Origin of the sequence: Gemmiger sp. An194 (genome assembly GCF_002160145.1) — a bacterium.
Taxonomy (GTDB): domain Bacteria; phylum Bacillota; class Clostridia; order Oscillospirales; family Ruminococcaceae; genus Allofournierella.
This window is the reverse complement of the sequence record NZ_NFKA01000002.1, coordinates 102172-119454: the sequence shown is the minus strand read 5'-3', so window position 1 is coordinate 119454 and position 17283 is coordinate 102172. Positions and strand designations below refer to the sequence as shown.

General features: G+C 64.1%; 13 protein-coding genes and 1 other annotated feature. Of the genes, 11 read left to right on the top strand and 2 right to left on the bottom strand.

Features of this window, described 5'->3' with window-relative positions; translation table 11 throughout:
- Positions 1-47: 47 nt before the first annotated feature.
- Positions 48-446, top strand: coding sequence for a hypothetical protein (locus B5F28_RS01770; protein ID WP_087292688.1), 399 nt, complete (start codon positions 48-50; stop codon positions 444-446).
- 76 nt (positions 447-522) lie between these two features.
- Here B5F28_RS01770 and B5F28_RS01765 read toward each other — a convergent pair whose 3' ends face one another.
- Entirely contained in the window at positions 523-1095 is a 573-nt protein-coding gene (locus B5F28_RS01765) for an HD domain-containing protein (protein ID WP_087292685.1), read from the bottom strand.
- A 215-nt stretch (positions 1096-1310) separates the two neighbouring features.
- Positions 1311-1593: a binding site (T-box leader), on the top strand.
- A 73-nt stretch (positions 1594-1666) separates the two neighbouring features.
- Between B5F28_RS01765 and ilvD the strand changes: the two genes are divergently transcribed.
- From ilvD to addA, 4 genes are all read left to right on the top strand, one after another.
- Positions 1667-3325 carry a dihydroxy-acid dehydratase gene (ilvD, locus tag B5F28_RS01760; RefSeq protein WP_087292682.1) on the top strand — a complete coding sequence of 553 codons (1659 nt, stop codon included), beginning with the start codon at positions 1667-1669 and terminating at the stop codon, positions 3323-3325.
- A gap of 71 nt (positions 3326-3396) precedes the next feature.
- Entirely contained in the window at positions 3397-4419 is a 1023-nt protein-coding gene (locus B5F28_RS01755) for a bile acid:sodium symporter family protein (RefSeq protein WP_087292679.1), read from the top strand.
- Positions 4420-4538: 119 nt separating this feature from the next.
- Positions 4539-7787, top strand: a complete 3249-nt coding sequence (locus tag B5F28_RS01750) for a PD-(D/E)XK nuclease family protein (protein ID WP_158097484.1) — start codon at positions 4539-4541, stop codon at positions 7785-7787.
- An 18-nt stretch (positions 7788-7805) separates the two neighbouring features.
- Entirely contained in the window at positions 7806-11309 is a 3504-nt protein-coding gene (gene addA, locus B5F28_RS01745) for a helicase-exonuclease AddAB subunit AddA (protein ID WP_087292673.1), read from the top strand.
- Positions 11310-11406: 97 nt separating this feature from the next.
- Here addA and B5F28_RS14645 read toward each other — a convergent pair whose 3' ends face one another.
- Positions 11407-11574 (bottom strand): hypothetical protein, encoded by a 168-nt coding sequence (locus B5F28_RS14645; RefSeq protein ID WP_158097483.1) that lies wholly within the window; start codon positions 11572-11574, stop codon positions 11407-11409.
- Positions 11575-11926: 352 nt separating this feature from the next.
- Here B5F28_RS14645 and infC point away from each other — a divergent pair, with 352 nt between their 5' ends.
- The 6 genes from infC to topA all read left to right on the top strand — a co-directional run bounded on the left by infC (position 11927) and on the right by topA (position 17280).
- Positions 11927-12478 (top strand): translation initiation factor IF-3, encoded by a 552-nt coding sequence (gene infC / locus B5F28_RS01740; RefSeq protein ID WP_077138488.1) that lies wholly within the window; start codon positions 11927-11929, stop codon positions 12476-12478.
- Positions 12479-12503: 25 nt separating this feature from the next.
- Positions 12504-12701 (top strand): 50S ribosomal protein L35, encoded by a 198-nt coding sequence (gene rpmI / locus B5F28_RS01735; protein WP_058963212.1) that lies wholly within the window; start codon positions 12504-12506, stop codon positions 12699-12701.
- Positions 12702-12769: 68 nt separating this feature from the next.
- Positions 12770-13123, top strand: a complete 354-nt coding sequence (rplT, locus tag B5F28_RS01730; RefSeq protein ID WP_058963213.1) for a 50S ribosomal protein L20 — start codon at positions 12770-12772, stop codon at positions 13121-13123.
- 132 nt (positions 13124-13255) lie between these two features.
- Positions 13256-14038, top strand: a complete 783-nt coding sequence (locus tag B5F28_RS01725; RefSeq protein WP_087292671.1) for a TrmH family RNA methyltransferase — start codon at positions 13256-13258, stop codon at positions 14036-14038.
- Positions 14035-15144 carry a DNA-processing protein DprA gene (gene dprA, locus B5F28_RS01720; protein ID WP_087292668.1) on the top strand — a complete coding sequence of 370 codons (1110 nt, stop codon included), beginning with the start codon at positions 14035-14037 and terminating at the stop codon, positions 15142-15144. The genes B5F28_RS01725 and dprA overlap by 4 nt, the downstream gene beginning before the upstream one ends.
- 51 nt (positions 15145-15195) lie before the next feature.
- A complete protein-coding gene (topA, locus tag B5F28_RS01715; protein ID WP_087292665.1) occupies positions 15196-17280 on the top strand; it encodes a type I DNA topoisomerase in 2085 nt (694 codons plus the stop codon).
- The last annotated feature ends 3 nt before the right edge of the window (positions 17281-17283 follow it).

Below are 17283 nucleotides of genomic sequence, written 5' to 3'. Positions count from 1 at the left end.
AAATTACTGTTTAGCGCTTACCAAAGCAAAGGGAGGTTGATCATTCCATGAAAATGAATGACTTGCGCCGGGGTCTGTGCCTGCTGGCCGCGTTGATGATGCTGGCAGCATCGGTGCCGGTTTCCGCCTTCGCACAGGAGCTTCCGGCCACGGTCCATGCGGATGCTGCCGAGCCGCAGGCTGTGACCGTCATGGATGTGAGCAATCAGGGCATTGCCAGCCTGCAGGGCATCGGGTATTTCACCCAGCTGGAGAGCCTGAACTGCCGGGGAAACCAGCTCACCGAGCTGGATGTGAACGCAAATCAGACGCTGAAAAGCCTGAATGCCTCCGACAACCGACTGACCAGCCTGACGGTGCGCCTGCCGCTGCTGATTGCAGCAGGTGCAGCTGCCTCCGCCGGCGTTCTGGCGCTGGCCTGGACGCTGATCCGCAAACCCAAATAACCAAAGCAAAGGGCCGGTATCCCAGCGGGATACCGGCCCTTTCTCTGCCGTTGCAATTTGAAAAAAGCGGGCTGGCTCAGCCCTCCTTGGGGCCAAGGCCCAGCGCGTCCATCTGCTCGCGCATGCCCTGGATGCACAGCTCGATCACATCGCCCAGTTCCATGCCCAGCATCTCGCAGCCCTGCTTGATCACCGCCCGGTCGATCTTGGCGGCGAACTTTTTGTCCTTGAATTTCTTCTTCACGCTGGAGGCCTCCAGATCGGAAAGTCCGCCCGGCCGCATGCGTGCGGTGGCACCGATCAGGCCGGTGAGCTCGTCCACCGTGAACAGGCTCTTCTCCATGGAGGTGTGCGGCTCCACATCGCTGCAAAGGCCGTAGCCGTGGGCCAGAATCGCCCGGATGCTCTCCTCGTCCACCCCGGCGGTGCGCAGTGGCTCCTCGGTGTGCTTCAGGTGCTCTTCGGGGTATTGCTCGTAATCGTAGTCGTGCAGATAGCCCACCGCCTGCCAGTAGGCCGCGTCCTCGCCGAAGTGGCGGGCCATGGCTCCCATGGCGGCACTCACGCCGATGGCGTGCTCAAACAGGTGCGCCTCGGTGGTGGTGCTGTGCAGCAGCTCTTTGGCGCGTTCCATCGCCAAACCTGCCATTTGAATCAACCTCATTTCTCGATGCCGTGCACAGGGCGCAAAGTCCCGGGCACGGTGTTTTTTTGTTATTGTAGCAGAAAAAAGTCCGGCTGCAAAGTACGGGATGCACGAATAAATTCAAACAAATCGGCGTGAATTTATTCAAAATAATCAGACAAAAACCGCTTGACAACCGCGCAAACGGTGCTATAATGGTCACAACGACAATTCAACACGCAAAAGCAATGAAGAGGAAAAGTACCCTGTGCACTGCGCCCAGAGAACTGCCGGTTGGTGCGAGGCAGCGCGATCAAGGCCGGGGGAACAATCACCTCTGAGCTGCCGCCTGAAAGGCCCTTCGGGGCGCGAGTAAACGCGGACGGAAGGCAACCGTTATCCCGCCGTCTGGTTAGAACCGGTTTGGAAAAATCGGGGAGTCCGGGCATGAGGTGGCTTCGCCATTTGGCGGGGCAACAAGAGTGGTACCGCAGAGCGCTTTCAAAAGCCTTTGTCTCTTGCATTCGAGCAAAATTCGAGTGCGAAAGACAAAGGCTTTTTTATTTTGATTTTACGATAAAGGGGATTTGGAACCATGAGAAGTGACAACGTGAAAAAGGGTGCCGAGCGCACCCCCAACCGCAGCCTGTTCTACGCATTGGGCTACACCGACGAGGAACTGGACCGGCCGCTCATCGGCGTGGTGAGCGCCTTCAGCGAGATCGTGCCCGGCCACTCCCACCTGGACAAGCTGGCCCAGGCGGTGAAGGACGGCGTGCGCATGGCGGGCGGCACCCCGGTGCTGGTACCGGCCATCGGCGTGTGCGACGGCATCGCCATGGGGCACACCGGCATGAAGTACTCGCTGCCCAGCCGCGAGCTGATTGCCGACTCGGTGGAGACCATGACCCTGGCCCATTGCTTCGACGGCCTGGTGCTGGTGCCCAACTGCGACAAGATCGTCCCCGGCATGCTGATGGCCGCGGCCCGGCTGAACATTCCCTCCATTCTGGTGAGCGGCGGCCCCATGCTGGCGGGCCGTCAGGGCCAGCGGAAGGTGAGCCTGTCCCAGATGTTCGAGGCGGTGGGCAGCTACAAGGCGGGCATGATCGACGATGCCACCCTGGACGACTTCACCAAGAACACCTGCCCCGGCTGCGGCAGCTGCGCGGGTATGTACACCGCCAACAGCATGAACTGCCTGAGCGAGGCCATCGGCATGGCGCTGCCCGGCAACGGAACGATTCCGGCGGTCTACTCCGCCCGCACCCAGCTGGCAAAGCACGCGGGCATGCAGGTGATGAAGCTGGTGGAGCAGAATCTCTGCCCCCGGGACATCCTCACCCCCGCCGCCTTTGAAAACGCCCTGGCCACCGATATGGCCCTGGGCTGCAGCACCAACAGCGTGCTGCACCTGCTGGCTATTGCCAACGAGGCGGGCGTTCCCATGGACCTGGCCACCATCAACGCGGTCAGCGCCAAGGTGCCCAACCTCTGCCACCTGGCTCCGGCAGGCCCCACCCACATTGAGGACCTGTACGCCGCGGGCGGCGTGCAGGCGGTGATGAAGCAGCTGGCGGACGCGGGCCTGCTCCATACCGAACTGCCCACCGTCACCGGCAAGACCCTGGGCGAGAATTTGGCCGGGGCCGAAAACCGGGACCCCTCCGCCATCCGCCCCATGGACAACCCCTACAGCACCACCGGCGGCATCGCGGTGCTCTGGGGCAACATCGCAAAGGACGGCTGCGTGGTCAAGCGCAGCGCCGTTGCCCCCGAGATGCTGGCGCATGAAGGTCCGGCCCGGGTGTTCGACAGTGAGGACGAGGCCATTGCCGCCATCTATGCGGGCCAGATCCACCCCGGCGATGTGGTGGTCATCCGGTACGAGGGCCCCAAGGGTGGCCCCGGCATGCGGGAGATGCTCAACCCCACCAGCGCACTGGCGGGCATGAAGCTGGACAAGACCGTGGCCCTGATCACCGACGGCCGTTTCTCCGGCGCATCCCGCGGTGCATCCATCGGCCATGTGAGCCCGGAGGCCGCCCAGGGCGGCGAGATCGCCCTGATCGAGGAGGGCGACACCATTTCCATCGACATCCCCGCCGGTAAGGTGGAGCTGAAGGTGAGCGATGAGGAGCTGGAGCGCCGCCGTGCAAACTGGAAGGCCCCCGCCCCCCGCATCACCACCGGCTGGCTGGGCCGTTACGCCCGTCTGGTGAGCAGCGCAAACACCGGCGCGGTGCTCAAATAATTCGTTGAGACAATAATTTCTTGCGGAAATTTTGCAAAATTGTGTGTGAAACAACAGGGAGGAACGAAACAATGAACGCGTTGAAAAAGCTGAGCAAATTTGTGGGCCGGTACATGGCCTTCATCGTGGTGGCGGTGGCCGCCCTAGCCTTCTTTGTACCCGAAAGCTTTTTGTGGGTGGGCAAGGACTGGAACGTGGCAACCCGTCTGGTCACCGTGAACAACCTGCTGATGGTGGTCATGTTCGGCATGGGCCTGACCCTCAAGCTGGAGGACTTCAAGGTGGTATTCACCCGCCCGAAGGATGTTCTGGTGGGCTGCGCGGCTCAGTTCGTTATCATGCCGTTCCTGGCCTTCCTGCTCATCAAGCTGTTCAACCTGCCTCCCGAGCTGGCCGTGGGCGTGATGCTGGTGGGCACCTGCCCCGGCGGCACCTCCTCCAATGTGATGACCTTCCTGGCCAAGGGCGACGTTGCCCTGAGCGTTGGCATGACCGCCTGCTCCACCATCCTGGCTCCTTTCCTGACCCCGGCGCTGAGCTACCTGTACCTGCGTGAGACCGTTTCCGTGGATGCTGTGAGCATGTTCGTGAGCATCGTGCAGGTGGTGGTGATCCCCATCGCCCTGGGCTTTGTGGTCAACAAGTTCTTCGGCAAGTTCACCCAGGCCGCCGTGGAGGTTCTGCCTCTGGTGAGCGTGGCCGCCATCGTTACCATCGTGGGCGCGGTGGTTTCCGGCAACCAGGCCAAGCTTTTCGCCAATGGCCTGCTGATCCTGGGCGTGGTCATGCTGCACAACGTTCTGGGCTACGCCTGCGGCTACGGCGTGGGCAAGCTGCTGGGCCTGTCCGATCCCAAGTGCAACGCGCTGTCCATCGAGGTGGGCATGCAGAACAGCGGCCTGGCCACCAGCCTGGCGGGCACCGTCTTCCCCGATCTGGCCCTGGCCACAGTTCCCGGCGCGCTGTTCAGCGTATGGCACAACATCTCCGGCTCCATCGTGGCCAACCTGATGGCCGCTGCCGCCGAGAAGAAGGCCCAGAAAGCTCAGCAGGCCGCCGCCCCCGCACAGGAGGCTGCCACTGCTACCGCCTGACCTTACCTTATCAATATGTTCAGCGGGCGCTCCCGGCATGGAGCGCCCGCTTTTTGTTTTGCGGGGGCGGGGCGCTGTGTTATAATCAAGGGAACAGACCACAAAAGGGAGGGATCGCCATGCTGCATCTGGTGCTGGGAGTGTCCGGCAGCGGCAAGTCGAGCCATTTGTTACAAACCATCCGCACCCGGGCGCTGGCGGGGGAAAAGAGCGTGCTCATCGTGCCCGAGCAGTTCACCTCCTCCACCGAGGGGCGGCTGTATCAGCTGCTGGGAGACGAGCTGTCCGGCTATGTGACCAGCTACAGCTTCACCAGCCTGGCCGAGGATATTCTGCAGGCCTACGGCGGCGCGGCGGTGCGCACCCTCACCGACGCGGGCCGGGCGGTGCTGGTGCGCCGGGCGCTGCAGTCCATGGGGCCGAATCTGGTGTACTACAGCCGCCACCGGCGCAGCGCGGCCTTCTGCGAAAAGTGCGCCGAGACGCTGGACGAATTCAAGAGCGCCGGTCTCAGCCCCCGGCAGCTGGAGGAGCTGGCCCAAAATACCGGTCACAGCAGCCGCAAGCTGGGTGAACTGGCGGGAATCTTCGCCGCCTACGAGGCCCTGCTGGAGGGCTCGGCCATGGACCCGGGGGACCGGGTGCTGGCAGCGGCCAAAGCGCTGCAGCCGGATTTCTTCGCCGGGCGCGCGGTGTTCATCGACGAGTTCGACACCTTCAACGCCCCCAAGCGCCGCCTGCTGGAGGCCATGCTCACCATGGCCGAGGATGTGACGGTGGCTCTTTGCTGCGACGGGCTGGAGGACTACGAGGGAGGCCTCGGCCTGTTCAGCGGAGCCAAGCAGATGGCCGCGGCGCTGCGCCAGCTGGCCCGCAAAAACAGCGTGCCGGTGGCCGCGCCCCTGGTGCTGGATAACGACTTCCGCCACAGCGAAGCGCCGGACCTTGCCCGGCTGAACCGGCTTTTGTCCGGCCAGCTGGAGGACCCGGCCCCCGCCAGTGAAACCCAGCTCACCCTCTGGCAGGCCCCTACCCGGGCGGACGAGGCAAAGCAGGTGGCGGCGGCCATCCAGGCCTTGGCCCGGCAGGGGGTGCCCTATGGTAAGATGGCGGTCATCTGCCGGGACAGCGAGAACTACCTGGCCCCCATCCGGTACGAGTTCCGGCTGGCGGGCATCCCGCTCTTCTGCGACGAGGCCACCACCGCCGAGCACGCCGCCCCGGTGCGGCTGGTGCGGGCGCTGCTGGCTCTTTTACGCCGGGGCCTTTGCACCGACAATCTGCTGGCCGTGGCCAAAACCGGCCTGACCAGTCTCACCGAGCCCCAGCTCTGCGCGCTGGAAAACTACGCCTATACCTGGCAGCTCTCCGCTGCCCAGTGGCGGCAGCCCTTCACCCTGTCGCCCGCAGGCTTCGGGGCCAATACTCTTTCGGAAAAGGCGAAGAAGGAACAGGAGGAACAGCTGGCTCTGGCCGAGGAGGCCCGGGCCTTCCTGGTGGACGAGCTGGACGGCTTTGCCGCCCGCTGCAAGGACCTGCCTGCTTCGCAGGTCTGCGCCGCGCTGTATAAACGGATGCAGGCGCTGGGCGGCGAGGAGGCCATGGGCCGGATGTGCGCCGAGCTCAAAGAAAGCGAGGGCATCCCCGCCGCCAGCGAGGCGGTGCGGGTGTGGAACCTGACGGCGGACCTTTTGAACCAGATGGCCCTTTTGCTGGGCGAGGAGGTGCTGCCCGCCGCCGAGCTGGCGGACCTGTTCGAGCTGCTGGTGCGCAGCACAGATCTGGGCCACATTCCCCAGACGCTGGATCAGGTGATCTTCACCACCGCGGGCCGGATGCGGCTGGATAACCCGGACTGGTGCTTTGTGCTGGGCCTGGCCGAGGGCGAGTTCCCCAAGGCCCCCGGCGACAAGGGCCTTTTGACTCACGCCGAGCGGGAAAGCCTGATGCGCCAGGGCGTGGAAATGCCGGACTGCTTCGAGAACCGGGCCATCCGGGAACAGGTGTGCTTTTATAAGGCGCTCACCGCCCCGGCGAAAGGCCTGTGGCTCAGCTGGGCGGCGGGCAGCGCCGCCATGCCGGTGACCAGTGCCCTTGCGCCGGTGATCGAGTGCTTCAGCCCCAAGGAACCGGCGCTGGAGCGGGCGGATCTGGCCGCTACCCCGGCCATGGCGCTGGACCTGCTGGGCCAGAGCTGGGACGCGGAAAGCGGCGAGACCGCGGCCCTTTTCCAGAGCCTTGCGGAATACCGGGACGAGGCCGAGCAGGGCAAGCTGCTGAACCCGGTGAAGCAGGCGGCGGGGGCCGAGCCCTTCGCGGTGCACAACACCGCCGCCATGAAACAGCTGCTGGGCCGGGAGCTGTGGCTCACCCCCAGCCGGATGGAGCGGTATTATTCCTGCCCCTTTGCCTATTTTCTGGAATATGTGCTGGGTGCAAAGCCCCGCAAGCAGGCGGCCCTTACCGCCGACCAGAGCGGCAATCTGGTCCACTATATCCTGGAGCAGGCCCTGCGCCGGGCGGGCGAGGGCTTTGTGGACCTGAGCGAGGAGCAGGTGAAGGCCCTGGCCGCCGCCATCGCGGAGGAATATGTGCAGGAGAACATGCCCGGCCAGGCCCGGCGGTTTGGCTATCTGGTGGAGCGGCTGAAAAAGAGCGCCGCCAATCTTCTTTTATACATTCAGGCGGAGCAGCGGCAGGGCAGCTTTGTGCCGGTGGCCTTTGAAAAGGGCATCGGCACAAGCCCGGAGGATGTGCCCCCGGTGGTGCTCACCACCTCCACCGGTGAGACGGTGCGCATGGTGGGCAAGATCGACCGGGTGGACGCCTTCGAGAAAAACGGCAATACCTGGCTGCGGGTGGTGGACTACAAGACCGGCAGCAAGGAGTTTTTGCTGGAGGACGTGAAAAACGGCCTCAACTGCCAGATGCTGGTGTATCTGTTCACCCTCACCCGCAACGGCGGGCAGCAGTTTGCCGACCCGGCCCCGGCGGGCGTGCTCTACCTGATGGCCGACCCGGCCCCCACCCGGGGCAGCCGCCAGCAGGCGGCCAAGGGCCTGGAATACAAGGTGGAGGGTCTGGTGGCGGACGAATACGCCGTCATCGACGCCATGGACCGGGAGCGCAAGGGCCTGTTCGTGCCCTTCAAGTTCGACAAGGACGGCACCCCGAAGCCCGGCCCGGCTCTGGCCAGTCTGGAGACTCTGGACGGGCTTCGGCAGGAGCTGGACGGCCTGGTGGTCCAGATGGCCGAGCGGCTCTATGCCGGGCAGGTGGCCGCCGAGCCCATCGGCCACGGCAAACGGAAAGAGACAAACTGCAAATACTGCGACTACCGCAGCGTCTGCGGCCACGAGGACGATTAAAAGGAGGACCGGCAATCTATGGCAACCATCAAATTTACCCCCCAGCAGAGCCGGGCCATCGACCACACCGGCAGCGCCCTGCTGGTCAGCGCCGCCGCGGGCAGCGGCAAGACCGCCGTACTGGTGGAGCGGGCGGTGCGCATCCTCTGCCGGGAGGAAGACCCGGTGGACGCGGACCGGCTGCTCATCGTCACCTTTACCCGGGCGGCGGCGGCCAGCCTGCGGGCAAAGCTGGCCCAGCGCCTGAGCGCCGAGCTGGCAAAGCGCCCTGGCTCGGGCCACCTGCGCCGCCAGCGGATGTTGCTGCAGCGCGCGCCCATCTGCACCATCGACTCCTACTGCCTGCAGCTGCTCAAGACCCATTTCAGCGCGCTGGACATCCCGGCGGACTTCACCACCGCCGACGGTCCCCAGCTGGCCCAGCTGCGCCGTCAGGCACTGGCGGACGCGCTGGAAAACGCATACAATGACCCGGACTTCTGCGCCTTCGCGGACCTGTACGGCAAGGGCCGCAGCGATGCCATGGCCAGCCGGGTGGTGGAGCAGCTGCACGACTTTCTGAGCAGCATGCCCCGGCCGGAAAAGGTGCTGGAGGCCTTCTGCGCCCAGTGGGAGGAGGACGCGCCCCTGGACGACACCCGCTGGGGCCAGACCTTGCGCACCGAGGCCCGGCGGGCGGCCCTCTGCGCCCGGGAGCTGGCGGCCCAGAACCTGGAGGACTTGGAAAACGACCCGGCCCTCGACGAGGCCTACCGCCCGGCGCTGGAATCGGACGAGGCGGCGGTGGATGCGCTGCTGGATGCCATCGACTCCCAGCCCTGGGACGCCATGTGCGAGGCCAGCCGCTCGTTGAGCTATGCCAGATTAAAGGCGGTGCGGGGCCATTCCAGCGAGGCCATGACCCGTATCAAGGACCGGCGGGATTTGCTGAAGGATACCCTCAAGCGATTGCAGGAAACGGTTTTTCTGTGCAGCGAGGAGGAGTTTTTGCAGGACCGGCGCACCGCCGCCCCGCTGGTGCGGGCGCTGGCCCGGGCCGAGCGGGAATTTAACCAGCGGTTTTACCAGGCCAAGCTGGAGGAAAAGATGCTGGAATTCAGCGACGTGGAGCAGCTGGCCTTGCAGCTTTTGCAGAACGAGGACAGCACCCCCACCCCGCTGGCGGCCCAGCTGAGCGAGCAGTTCGAGCAGGTGATGGTGGACGAATACCAGGACACCAACGCCTTGCAGGACACCCTCTATCACTGCCTGGCCCGGCCGGACGGCTCCAATTTGTTCTTTGTGGGCGATCTGAAACAGAGCATCTACCGCTTTCGCCAGGCGGACCCCACCATCTTTCAACAGAAGCTGGACCGGTTTGTGGAATACGGCCAGCCCGGCCCCCAGAAGCTGTTTCTGGATGCCAACTTCCGCAGTGCGCCGGGAGTGATCGGCGGGGTGAACGCCCTGTTCACCCCCCTGATGAGCCGCAAGCTGGGCGGTGTGGACTACGGCCCCGGCGAGCGGCTGGTGCCGGGCCTCGGCGAATTGGAAAACTACGGCGGTTATGCAGGTGACTGCGAGTTCCGGCTGGTGCAGAGCGAGCGCCCGGCGGGGGACGCGGAGTACATTGCCCGCCGCATCCGCCAGCTGATGGACCCGGCAAGCGGCTTCACCGTGCGGGGCGAGACCGGACCCCGGCCGCCCCGGTACGAGGACTTCTGCATCCTGCTGCGCAGCCGGGGCGCCTTCGGGGACTACGCCGCCCAGCTGGAGGCCGAGGGAATCCCGGTGTATGTGGACCGGGCCGAGAACCTGCTGGACGCGCCGGAGATCCGCCCGGTGGCAAGCCTTTTGCGGGTGCTGGACAACCCCGCCCAGGACGTGCATCTGGCGGCGGTGATGCTCAGCGGCATGGGCGGCTTCACCCCGGACGATTTGGTGAACCTGCGCCTTGGCCGCAAAAACGGCAGTTTTTACGGCGCGGTGATGGCCAGCGAGGACGAAAAGGTGAAGGCCTTCGGCCAGTGGCTGCACACCCTGCGCCAGCTCAGCCAGACCATGCCGGTGGACCGGTTGATGGAGGAGATCTTTGCCCGCACCGGCTGCCTTGCCGCGGCGGGTGCCATGCCGGACGGCAGCGCCCGGCGGGAGAACCTGCGCCAGTTCGCCGCCTTTGCCTCCGGCTGCGGCGGCCATGGTCTGGCGGGTGTGGTGCGCGCCATGGACGCGGCCCTGGCGGGGGACGGTGTGCCCGGTCCGGAGCAGGGCCAGAGCCGTCCCGGCTGCGTGACCATCATGACGGTGCATCGGTCCAAAGGCCTGGAGTTCCCGGTGGTGTTCGCCGCCGATCTGGGCCGGGAGTTCAATAAAGAGGACCTGCGGGCCGCGGCGGTGTTCCACCCGCAGCTGGGCATCGGCCTGACCCTGCGGGCAGGGCAGGGCGGCACCTACGTGACCGCCCCCTACCGGGCGGTGCAGTCCGTCCTGGCCCAGGAGGGCCTGAGCGAGGAGATGCGGGTACTGTATGTGGCCTTCACCCGTGCGCGGGACAAGCTGGTCATGACCATGGCCACCAAGAACGCGCTGAAACTGGCCCAGAAGCTGGCCCTGCGCATCTTCTCCGGCGCGCCGGAGCCATATCTGCTGGAGCACTGCGCCAGCCGGGGCGAGTGGGTGATGCAGGCCGCCATGGCCCACCCCCAGGCCCAGAGCTTCTGCCGCCAGCTGGAGGTGGAGGTCATGCCCCAGCCCCCGGTGAGCGAAAAGGAGCTGGCGGACCGGTTCACCGTGAGCCTGGAGGCGGACGAATTCACCGAGCCCGCCCCCGCCTGCCCAGTGCGGCTGCCGGAGGGCGCGCCGGACGAAACGCTGCTGGAGGCGGTGCGCAGCCGCTTTGCCTGGCAGTACCCGGCCGCAGCGCTGACCCAGGTGCCCGCCAAGGTCAGTGTGACCGCCCTCACCCACGAGGCACAGGACCCGATTCTGGAGCGGCCCGGATTCCTATATAAGGAGGGACTGACCGCCGCCGAAAAGGGCACCGCCCTCCACGCCTTTTTGCAGCATGCGGACCTGGACGCCGCAGCCGTCGACCCGGAAGGGGAGGCAAAGCGGCAGGTGGAGGCAAAGCTGCTGGACGAGGCCCTCTACGACAAGATGGACTTTGCCAAGCTGCGGCAGTTCTTCGCCGGGTCGCTGTTCGCCCGGATGCAGTCCGCACAGCGGATTCTGCGGGAATACGAGTTCATCACCGCCCAGCCCGCCGCCCGGGCCGCCGTGGACAAGGCGGCGGATTACGGCACGGCTCAGGTGCTGGTGCAGGGCGTGGCGGACGTGATCCTGGAATTTGAGGACCATCTGGAGCTAGTGGACTACAAGACCGACCGGCACAAAACGCCGGAGCAGTTTGTCGCCGCCTACCGGCCCCAGCTGCTGCTTTACGCGGCGGCCATCCGCCGCCGGTTTGCAAAGCCGCTGACCAAAATGACCCTCTACAGCTTCTCGCTGGGCAGGGAGATCAACGTGCTGCCGGAAGCGGAATAAAACGAAACCCGCCCCCGGGCCTGCAACGAGCAGCGCCGGGGGCGGGTTTCGTTTGAATGATTGGGTATGAACGGGCAGTGCGCCCTTCAAATATGGCTCACAGCAGCAGCGCCAGCAGCACCGCCGCACCGGCGCAGCACAGGCAGGCGTAGGCCCGCTGGTCGGAAAGGGTCTCGTCGTCCTTCGCGCGGATCGCACCGATGGTGAAATAAGGCACCATTCCCGCCAGCAATGCCAGCAGACCGAGCAGGATGAGTTCCGCCATAAGACCATCATCCCTTCTTTCATAACAGGTTCTCTGCTTTCAGTGTAAAAAACAGGGAAGCATTTGTCAATAAAAAGAGCGAAACCTCCGGGGAATGAATGGCGTTTTTTGTGGAAAGGGCCAATTCCAAAAATACTTGGCGAAAACGGGAAAAAAGCCTTGACGGCGCCAGTCCGGCGTGCTATACTAAACCAGTAAAGAAAGCAGCAACCGGTTTAGCCGCCGTGCTCACCTTGCGGCCCAAAGGGGTCCGGGTCATATGTGCGACGATCTGTTTTGAAGCAAAACGGGTCCATTGCGTGTGTACTGCGCGGCTGCCGATTCGGCGGCCGCGTTTCATTTTATCACAGTTTTGAAATCAAATTGGAGGTGTATCCACATCGCTACGAACGGCAAAAAAGAGCTTGAGATCAACGAGGGCATTCGTGACAAAGAGATCCGTCTGATCGGCGCGGATGGCAGCCAGCTGGGTGTAATGTCCAGCCGCGAGGCGCTGCGCATGGCCGAAGAGCAGAATCTGGACCTGGTAAAGATCGCCCCCCAGGCGGTCCCCCCCGTGTGCAAGATCCTGGACTACGGCAAATACCGCTTCGAGCAGCAAAAGCGTGAGAAAGAGGCCAAGAAGAACCAGAAGGTCGTCGAGATCAAGGAGATCCGCCTCTCGCTCAACATCGACACGAACGACTTCAACACCAAGGTCAACCAGGCCGCCAAGTTCATCAAGGCCGGCCACAAGATCAAGGTGTCCATCCGGTTCCGCGGCCGTGAGATGGCGCACACCAACCTCGGTCTGGAAGTGGAAAAGCGCTTCGCCGAGGCCCTGCCCGACGCGGTGGTGGATAAGCAGCCGAAGCTCGAGGGCCGCAGCATGCAAATGTTCATGAGCCCCAAGCCCAACAAGTAATTCAAACAACTAGGAGGAAATTACAATGCCTAAGATCAAAACTCACTCCGGTGCGAAAAAGCGTTTCAAGCTGACCAAGAACGGTAAAGTAAAGCGCGGCCCCGCCTACCACAGCCACATCCTGACCAAGAAGAGCACCAAGCTCAAGCGCGGCATGCGTAAGAACGCCTACGCCGACAAGACCAACGCAGCTGCCGTAAAGGCCATGCTGCCCTACGCCTAAGCCTTACTTCGCTTAGACGAACGGACTTTTTAACTTTTTAGATTGTGACTGTAAAGGAGATATAAACAATGGCACGTATCAAAGGCGCTATGATGACCCGCAAACGCAGAAAGAAGACTCTGAAGCTGGCCAAGGGCTACTTCGGCAGCAAGTCCAAGCACTTCAAGATGGCCAAGCAGCAGGTCATGAAGAGCGGCAACTACGCTTTCGTTGGCCGTAAGCTGAAGAAGCGTCAGTTCCGCAACCTGTGGATCACCCGCATCAACAACGCTGTTCGCGCTCAGGGCATGAACTACTCCAGCTTCATGAACGGCCTGAAGAAGTCCGGCATCGAGCTGAACCGCAAGATGCTGAGCGAGATGGCCATCAACGATCCCGCTTCCTTCACCGCTCTGGTGGAGACCGCCAAGAAGGCTCTGTAAGTTGATAACCAAAAGCAACGCCCGCGCACGCGCACGGGCGTCGCTTTGTATATGGGCGGCTGCCGCGCCTTTTGCGCAGAACGCGCGGCGCCGCTTTCTCCACACAAGCAGACCAAATAAGGAACTGAACACATGCCAGAACGCATTACCAGCCGTGAAAACGGCAAAATAAAATATGCCTGCAAACTGGCCCAGAGCGCAGCCTTCCGCCTTGAAGAAAAAGCTTTCTTCGCGGAGGGCTTAAAGCTCTGCCTGGAGCTTGCAAAATCCTGCCCTATAAAGGTAATATATTATACGGAGAAGGCTCTGGCCAAATCGCCGGAGCTGAAAGGCTTTGCCTGCGAGCAGTATCTGGTGCAGGACCATGTGGCCGAAAAGCTGGCGGGCACCCAGTCCAACCAGGGCGTGTTCGCGGTGTTCGGCCAGCCCGCCGCCAATTTTCTGGACCTGCCCCACAATGGCCGCTTCCTGGCGCTGGAGCGGGTGCAGGACCCGGGCAACGTGGGCGCGCTGATCCGCAGCGCCGCCGCCTTCGGGTTTGACGGTGTGATCTTGAGCCCCGGCTGTGCCGATCCCTTCGGCCCCAAGGTGCTGCGCGCCAGCATGGGCGCGGCGGGCCGGATGCCGGTGGTCACCTGCCCGAACCTGGCCGACGCACTGGCCCAGCTGCGGGCCTGGGGCAGCACCTGCCTTGCCGCCGCGCTGTACAACAGCCGCCCGCTGAACGAGGTGGACGGCGCGTACCCCAACGGGGTGTGCGTGGTCATCGGCAGCGAGGGGCAGGGCCTTTCCGATGGGGTGATCGCCGCCTGCGACGCAGCGGTACGCATCCCCATCACCGGCAAGGTGGAGAGTCTGAACGCCAGCGTGGCGGGCAGCGTACTTCTGTGGCATTTTCGGGGGGAGATTCAGTGACGGATCGGCGGCAGCTGGAATGGCTTTGGCTTTCGGCGGTGCTGGGACCGGGCGCGGCCCATTGCGGCCGGGTGCTGGCCCTTTACGGCACCCCGGGAGAGCTTTATGAAGCAGTGGGCAAAGAGGACATGTCCGGCCTGCTCACTCCGGCCCAGCTGCGCCGCGCCGAACAGCTGACCCCGGAGCAGTTTGCGCCGCTTCTGGCCCGCTGCCATCACATGGGCGTGCGGGTGCTCTGCCAGGATGAGGAGGACTATCCCGCCCGGCTGACCGCCCTTTCCGACGCGCCCCCGGTGCTCTACTGCACCGGCGATGTGTCCGCCCTTTCCCAACCTGCAGCCGTGGCCATGATCGGCAGCCGCCGCCCCAGCAGCTACGGGGTGGAGGCCGCCGCCCTCATCGGCGGCCAGCTGGCCCAGGCGGGTATCTGCCTTGTGAGCGGTCTGGCCGACGGGCTGGACAGTGAGGCTCACAAGGCCGCCGTGGCCGCCGGTGCCCCCACCGTTGGGGTGCTGGGGACCGCCATCGACAAAACCTACCCGGTGACCAACCGCCGCCTGCGCTCCGAGATGGAGCAGGGCTGCGGCGCGGTCATCAGCGAGTTTGCCCCGGGGGAAGCCACCGGGGCCGGGGGCTTTTTGCAGCGCAACCGGATCATTGCCGCCCTGGCGGATGCGGTTTGCGTGGTGGAGGCCCGCCAGAAAAGCGGCACCATGAACACCGTGGGCCATGCAAAGCGCTACGGCCGCACTGTATTTGCGGTGCCGGGCGCGATCTTCAGCCCCCTGTGCGGGGGCACCAACCAGCTGCTGGAGGAGGGCCAGGCCTACGCCGCCCCCAGCGCAGCACCGATCCTGCGGCATCTGGGCATCGAGCCCGCGCCGCAAAAACCCGCATCCCGCCGGGCACGCCCGGCGGCCCCGAATCTGAATCTGAGCGCCGAGGCGAAAGCCATGCAGAAGGCGCTCACCAGCCAGGCCCAGGGCCTGGAACCACTGGCAAAAGCGGCCGGCCTTTCCGCCGGTCAGGCGCTGGCCGCCCTGATGGAGCTGGAGGTCAGCGGCATTGCCGTTTCCGGCGCCGGAGGGCAATACCGGCGCGCATAAACAGCTGCCCGCCCCTTTTGCGGCAGGGCGCTCTGTGCAAGGGAGAGTACTATGTCTAAGCTAGTTATCGTGGAGTCGCCTGCCAAGGCGAAGACCATTCGGAAATATCTGGGCGATGGCTACGAAGTCACCGCCAGCATGGGCCACATCCGCGATCTGCCCGCCAGCCAGCTGGGCATCGATGTGGACCACGACTACACCCCGCAGTATATCAACATCAAGGGCAAGGAAAAGCTCATCAAGGAATTGAAGAGCGAGGCCAAAAAGGCCGACCAGGTCTTCCTTGCCACTGACCCGGACCGTGAGGGCGAGGCCATCAGCTGGCATCTGGCCCATCTCTTGGGTCTGAACATCGAGGACGCCAACCGGGTCACCTTCGGTGAGATCACCAAGAAGGGCGTCACCGAGGGCATGTCCCATCCCCGGGCCATCGACATCGACCTGTTCAACGCCCAGCAGGCCCGCCGCATTCTGGACCGTCTGGTGGGCTACAAGCTCAGCCCGTTTCTGTGGCGCAAGGTGCGCCGGGGCCTGTCCGCCGGACGGGTGCAGAGCGTGGCCGTGCGGCTGATCGTGGACCGGGAAAAGGAGATCGAGAACTTCAAGCCCGAGGAATACTGGAACCTGGACGCCACCCTGTCGCCGCCGTCCAGCCAGAAAAAGTTCACCGCCCGCTTCTACGGCACCGCCGCGGGCAAAAAGATGGAGGTCACCAACGAGGCCCAGGCCATGGGCATCGTGAAGGATCTGGAGGGCGCGGACTACACCGTGACCGAATTGAAGCGCGGCCACCGCAAGAAGGTTCCCGCGCCGCCCTTCATCACCTCCACCCTGCAGCAGGAGGCCAGCCGCCGCCTGGGCTTCACCGCCACCCGCACCATGCGGGCCGCCCAGACCCTGTACGAAGGCGTGGACATCGCCGGCCGGGGCACCATGGGTCTGATCACCTACATGCGTACCGACAGCCTGCGCGTTTCCGACGAAGCAGTGGCCGGTGCCAAGGAATATATCACCGGCGCTTACGGTGAGCGGTACGTCTGCCCCACCAAGCGCACCTACAAGAGCCGCAGCGCCACCGCCGCTCAGGACGCCCACGAGGCCATCCGGCCCAGCGTGCCCGGCCTGACCCCGGACGAGGCGGAAAAGAGCATCTCCGGCGACATCGCCAAGCTTTACCGGCTGATCTGGAGCCGGTTCATCGCCAGCCAGATGAGCGACTGCGAGCAGGACACCGTCTCCGCCCACATCACCGCGGCGGACTACCAGTTCCGGGCCAGCGGCTACGTGGTCACCTTCGAGGGGTTCACCGCCCTGTACGAGGAGGTCACCGACGAGAAGGAGAAGAAGGAGACCGCCCTGCCTCCGCTGGAACAGGGCCAGACCCTGAAGCTGCGGGCCCTGACCCCGGAGCAGAAGTTCACCCAGCCCCCCGCCCGCTACACCGAAGCCACCCTGATCCGCAGTCTGGAGGAAAACGGCATCGGCCGCCCCTCCACCTACGCGCCCATCATCACCACCATCATCGACCGCGGCTATGTGGAACGGGAGCAGAAGAAGCTCAAGCCCACCCTGCTGGGCCGTACCATCAACGATTTGATGATGCAGGAATTCCCGGACATCGTGGACGTGACCTTCTCTGCCGGCATGGAAAAGAACCTGGATAAGGTGGAAAATGGCAGTGCCGACTGGCGCACCACCATCGATTCCTTCTACAAGGGCTTCGCCGCCGCGCTGGAAAAGGCCGAGAAGGACATGGAGGGGAAGAAGATCAAGGTGCCCGACGAGGAGACCGACGAGATCTGCGAAAAGTGCGGCCGCAAGATGGTCATCAAGACCGGCCGCTACGGCAAGTTCCTGGCCTGCCCGGGCTTCCCGGAATGCACCAACACCAAGCGCCTGGTGAAGGACACCGGCGGCAAGTGCCCCAAGTGCGGCGGCCGCATGCTGCTGCGCAAGAGCGCCAAGGGCCGTGTGTACTACGGCTGCGAGAATTACCCCAATTGCGACTTTATGACCTGGGATGAGCCGGTGGCCCAGACCTGCGAGAAGTGCGGCGCGACCCTGTTCAAAAAGGGCAGCCGCCTGTACTGCGCAAAGGAAGGCTGCGGTTTTGAGACTCAGGTGAACAAACAGTAACGG

Excerpts from the sequence above, each read along its gene's own strand:
- B5F28_RS01770 (WP_087292688.1), top strand. The coding sequence starts at position 48 with ATGAAAATGAATGACTTGCGCCGGGGTCTGTGCCTGCTGGCCGCGTTG.
- B5F28_RS01765 (WP_087292685.1), bottom strand. The coding sequence starts at position 1,095 with ATGGCAGGTTTGGCGATGGAACGCGCCAAAGAGCTGCTGCACAGCACC.
- ilvD (WP_087292682.1), top strand. The coding sequence starts at position 1,667 with ATGAGAAGTGACAACGTGAAAAAGGGTGCCGAGCGCACCCCCAACCGC.
- B5F28_RS01755 (WP_087292679.1), top strand. The coding sequence starts at position 3,397 with ATGAACGCGTTGAAAAAGCTGAGCAAATTTGTGGGCCGGTACATGGCC.
- B5F28_RS01750 (WP_158097484.1), top strand. The coding sequence starts at position 4,539 with ATGCTGCATCTGGTGCTGGGAGTGTCCGGCAGCGGCAAGTCGAGCCAT.
- addA (WP_087292673.1), top strand. The coding sequence starts at position 7,806 with ATGGCAACCATCAAATTTACCCCCCAGCAGAGCCGGGCCATCGACCAC.
- B5F28_RS14645 (WP_158097483.1), bottom strand. The coding sequence starts at position 11,574 with ATGGCGGAACTCATCCTGCTCGGTCTGCTGGCATTGCTGGCGGGAATG.
- rpmI (WP_058963212.1), top strand. The coding sequence starts at position 12,504 with ATGCCTAAGATCAAAACTCACTCCGGTGCGAAAAAGCGTTTCAAGCTG.
- rplT (WP_058963213.1), top strand. The coding sequence starts at position 12,770 with ATGGCACGTATCAAAGGCGCTATGATGACCCGCAAACGCAGAAAGAAG.
- B5F28_RS01725 (WP_087292671.1), top strand. The coding sequence starts at position 13,256 with ATGCCAGAACGCATTACCAGCCGTGAAAACGGCAAAATAAAATATGCC.
- topA (WP_087292665.1), top strand. The coding sequence starts at position 15,196 with ATGTCTAAGCTAGTTATCGTGGAGTCGCCTGCCAAGGCGAAGACCATT.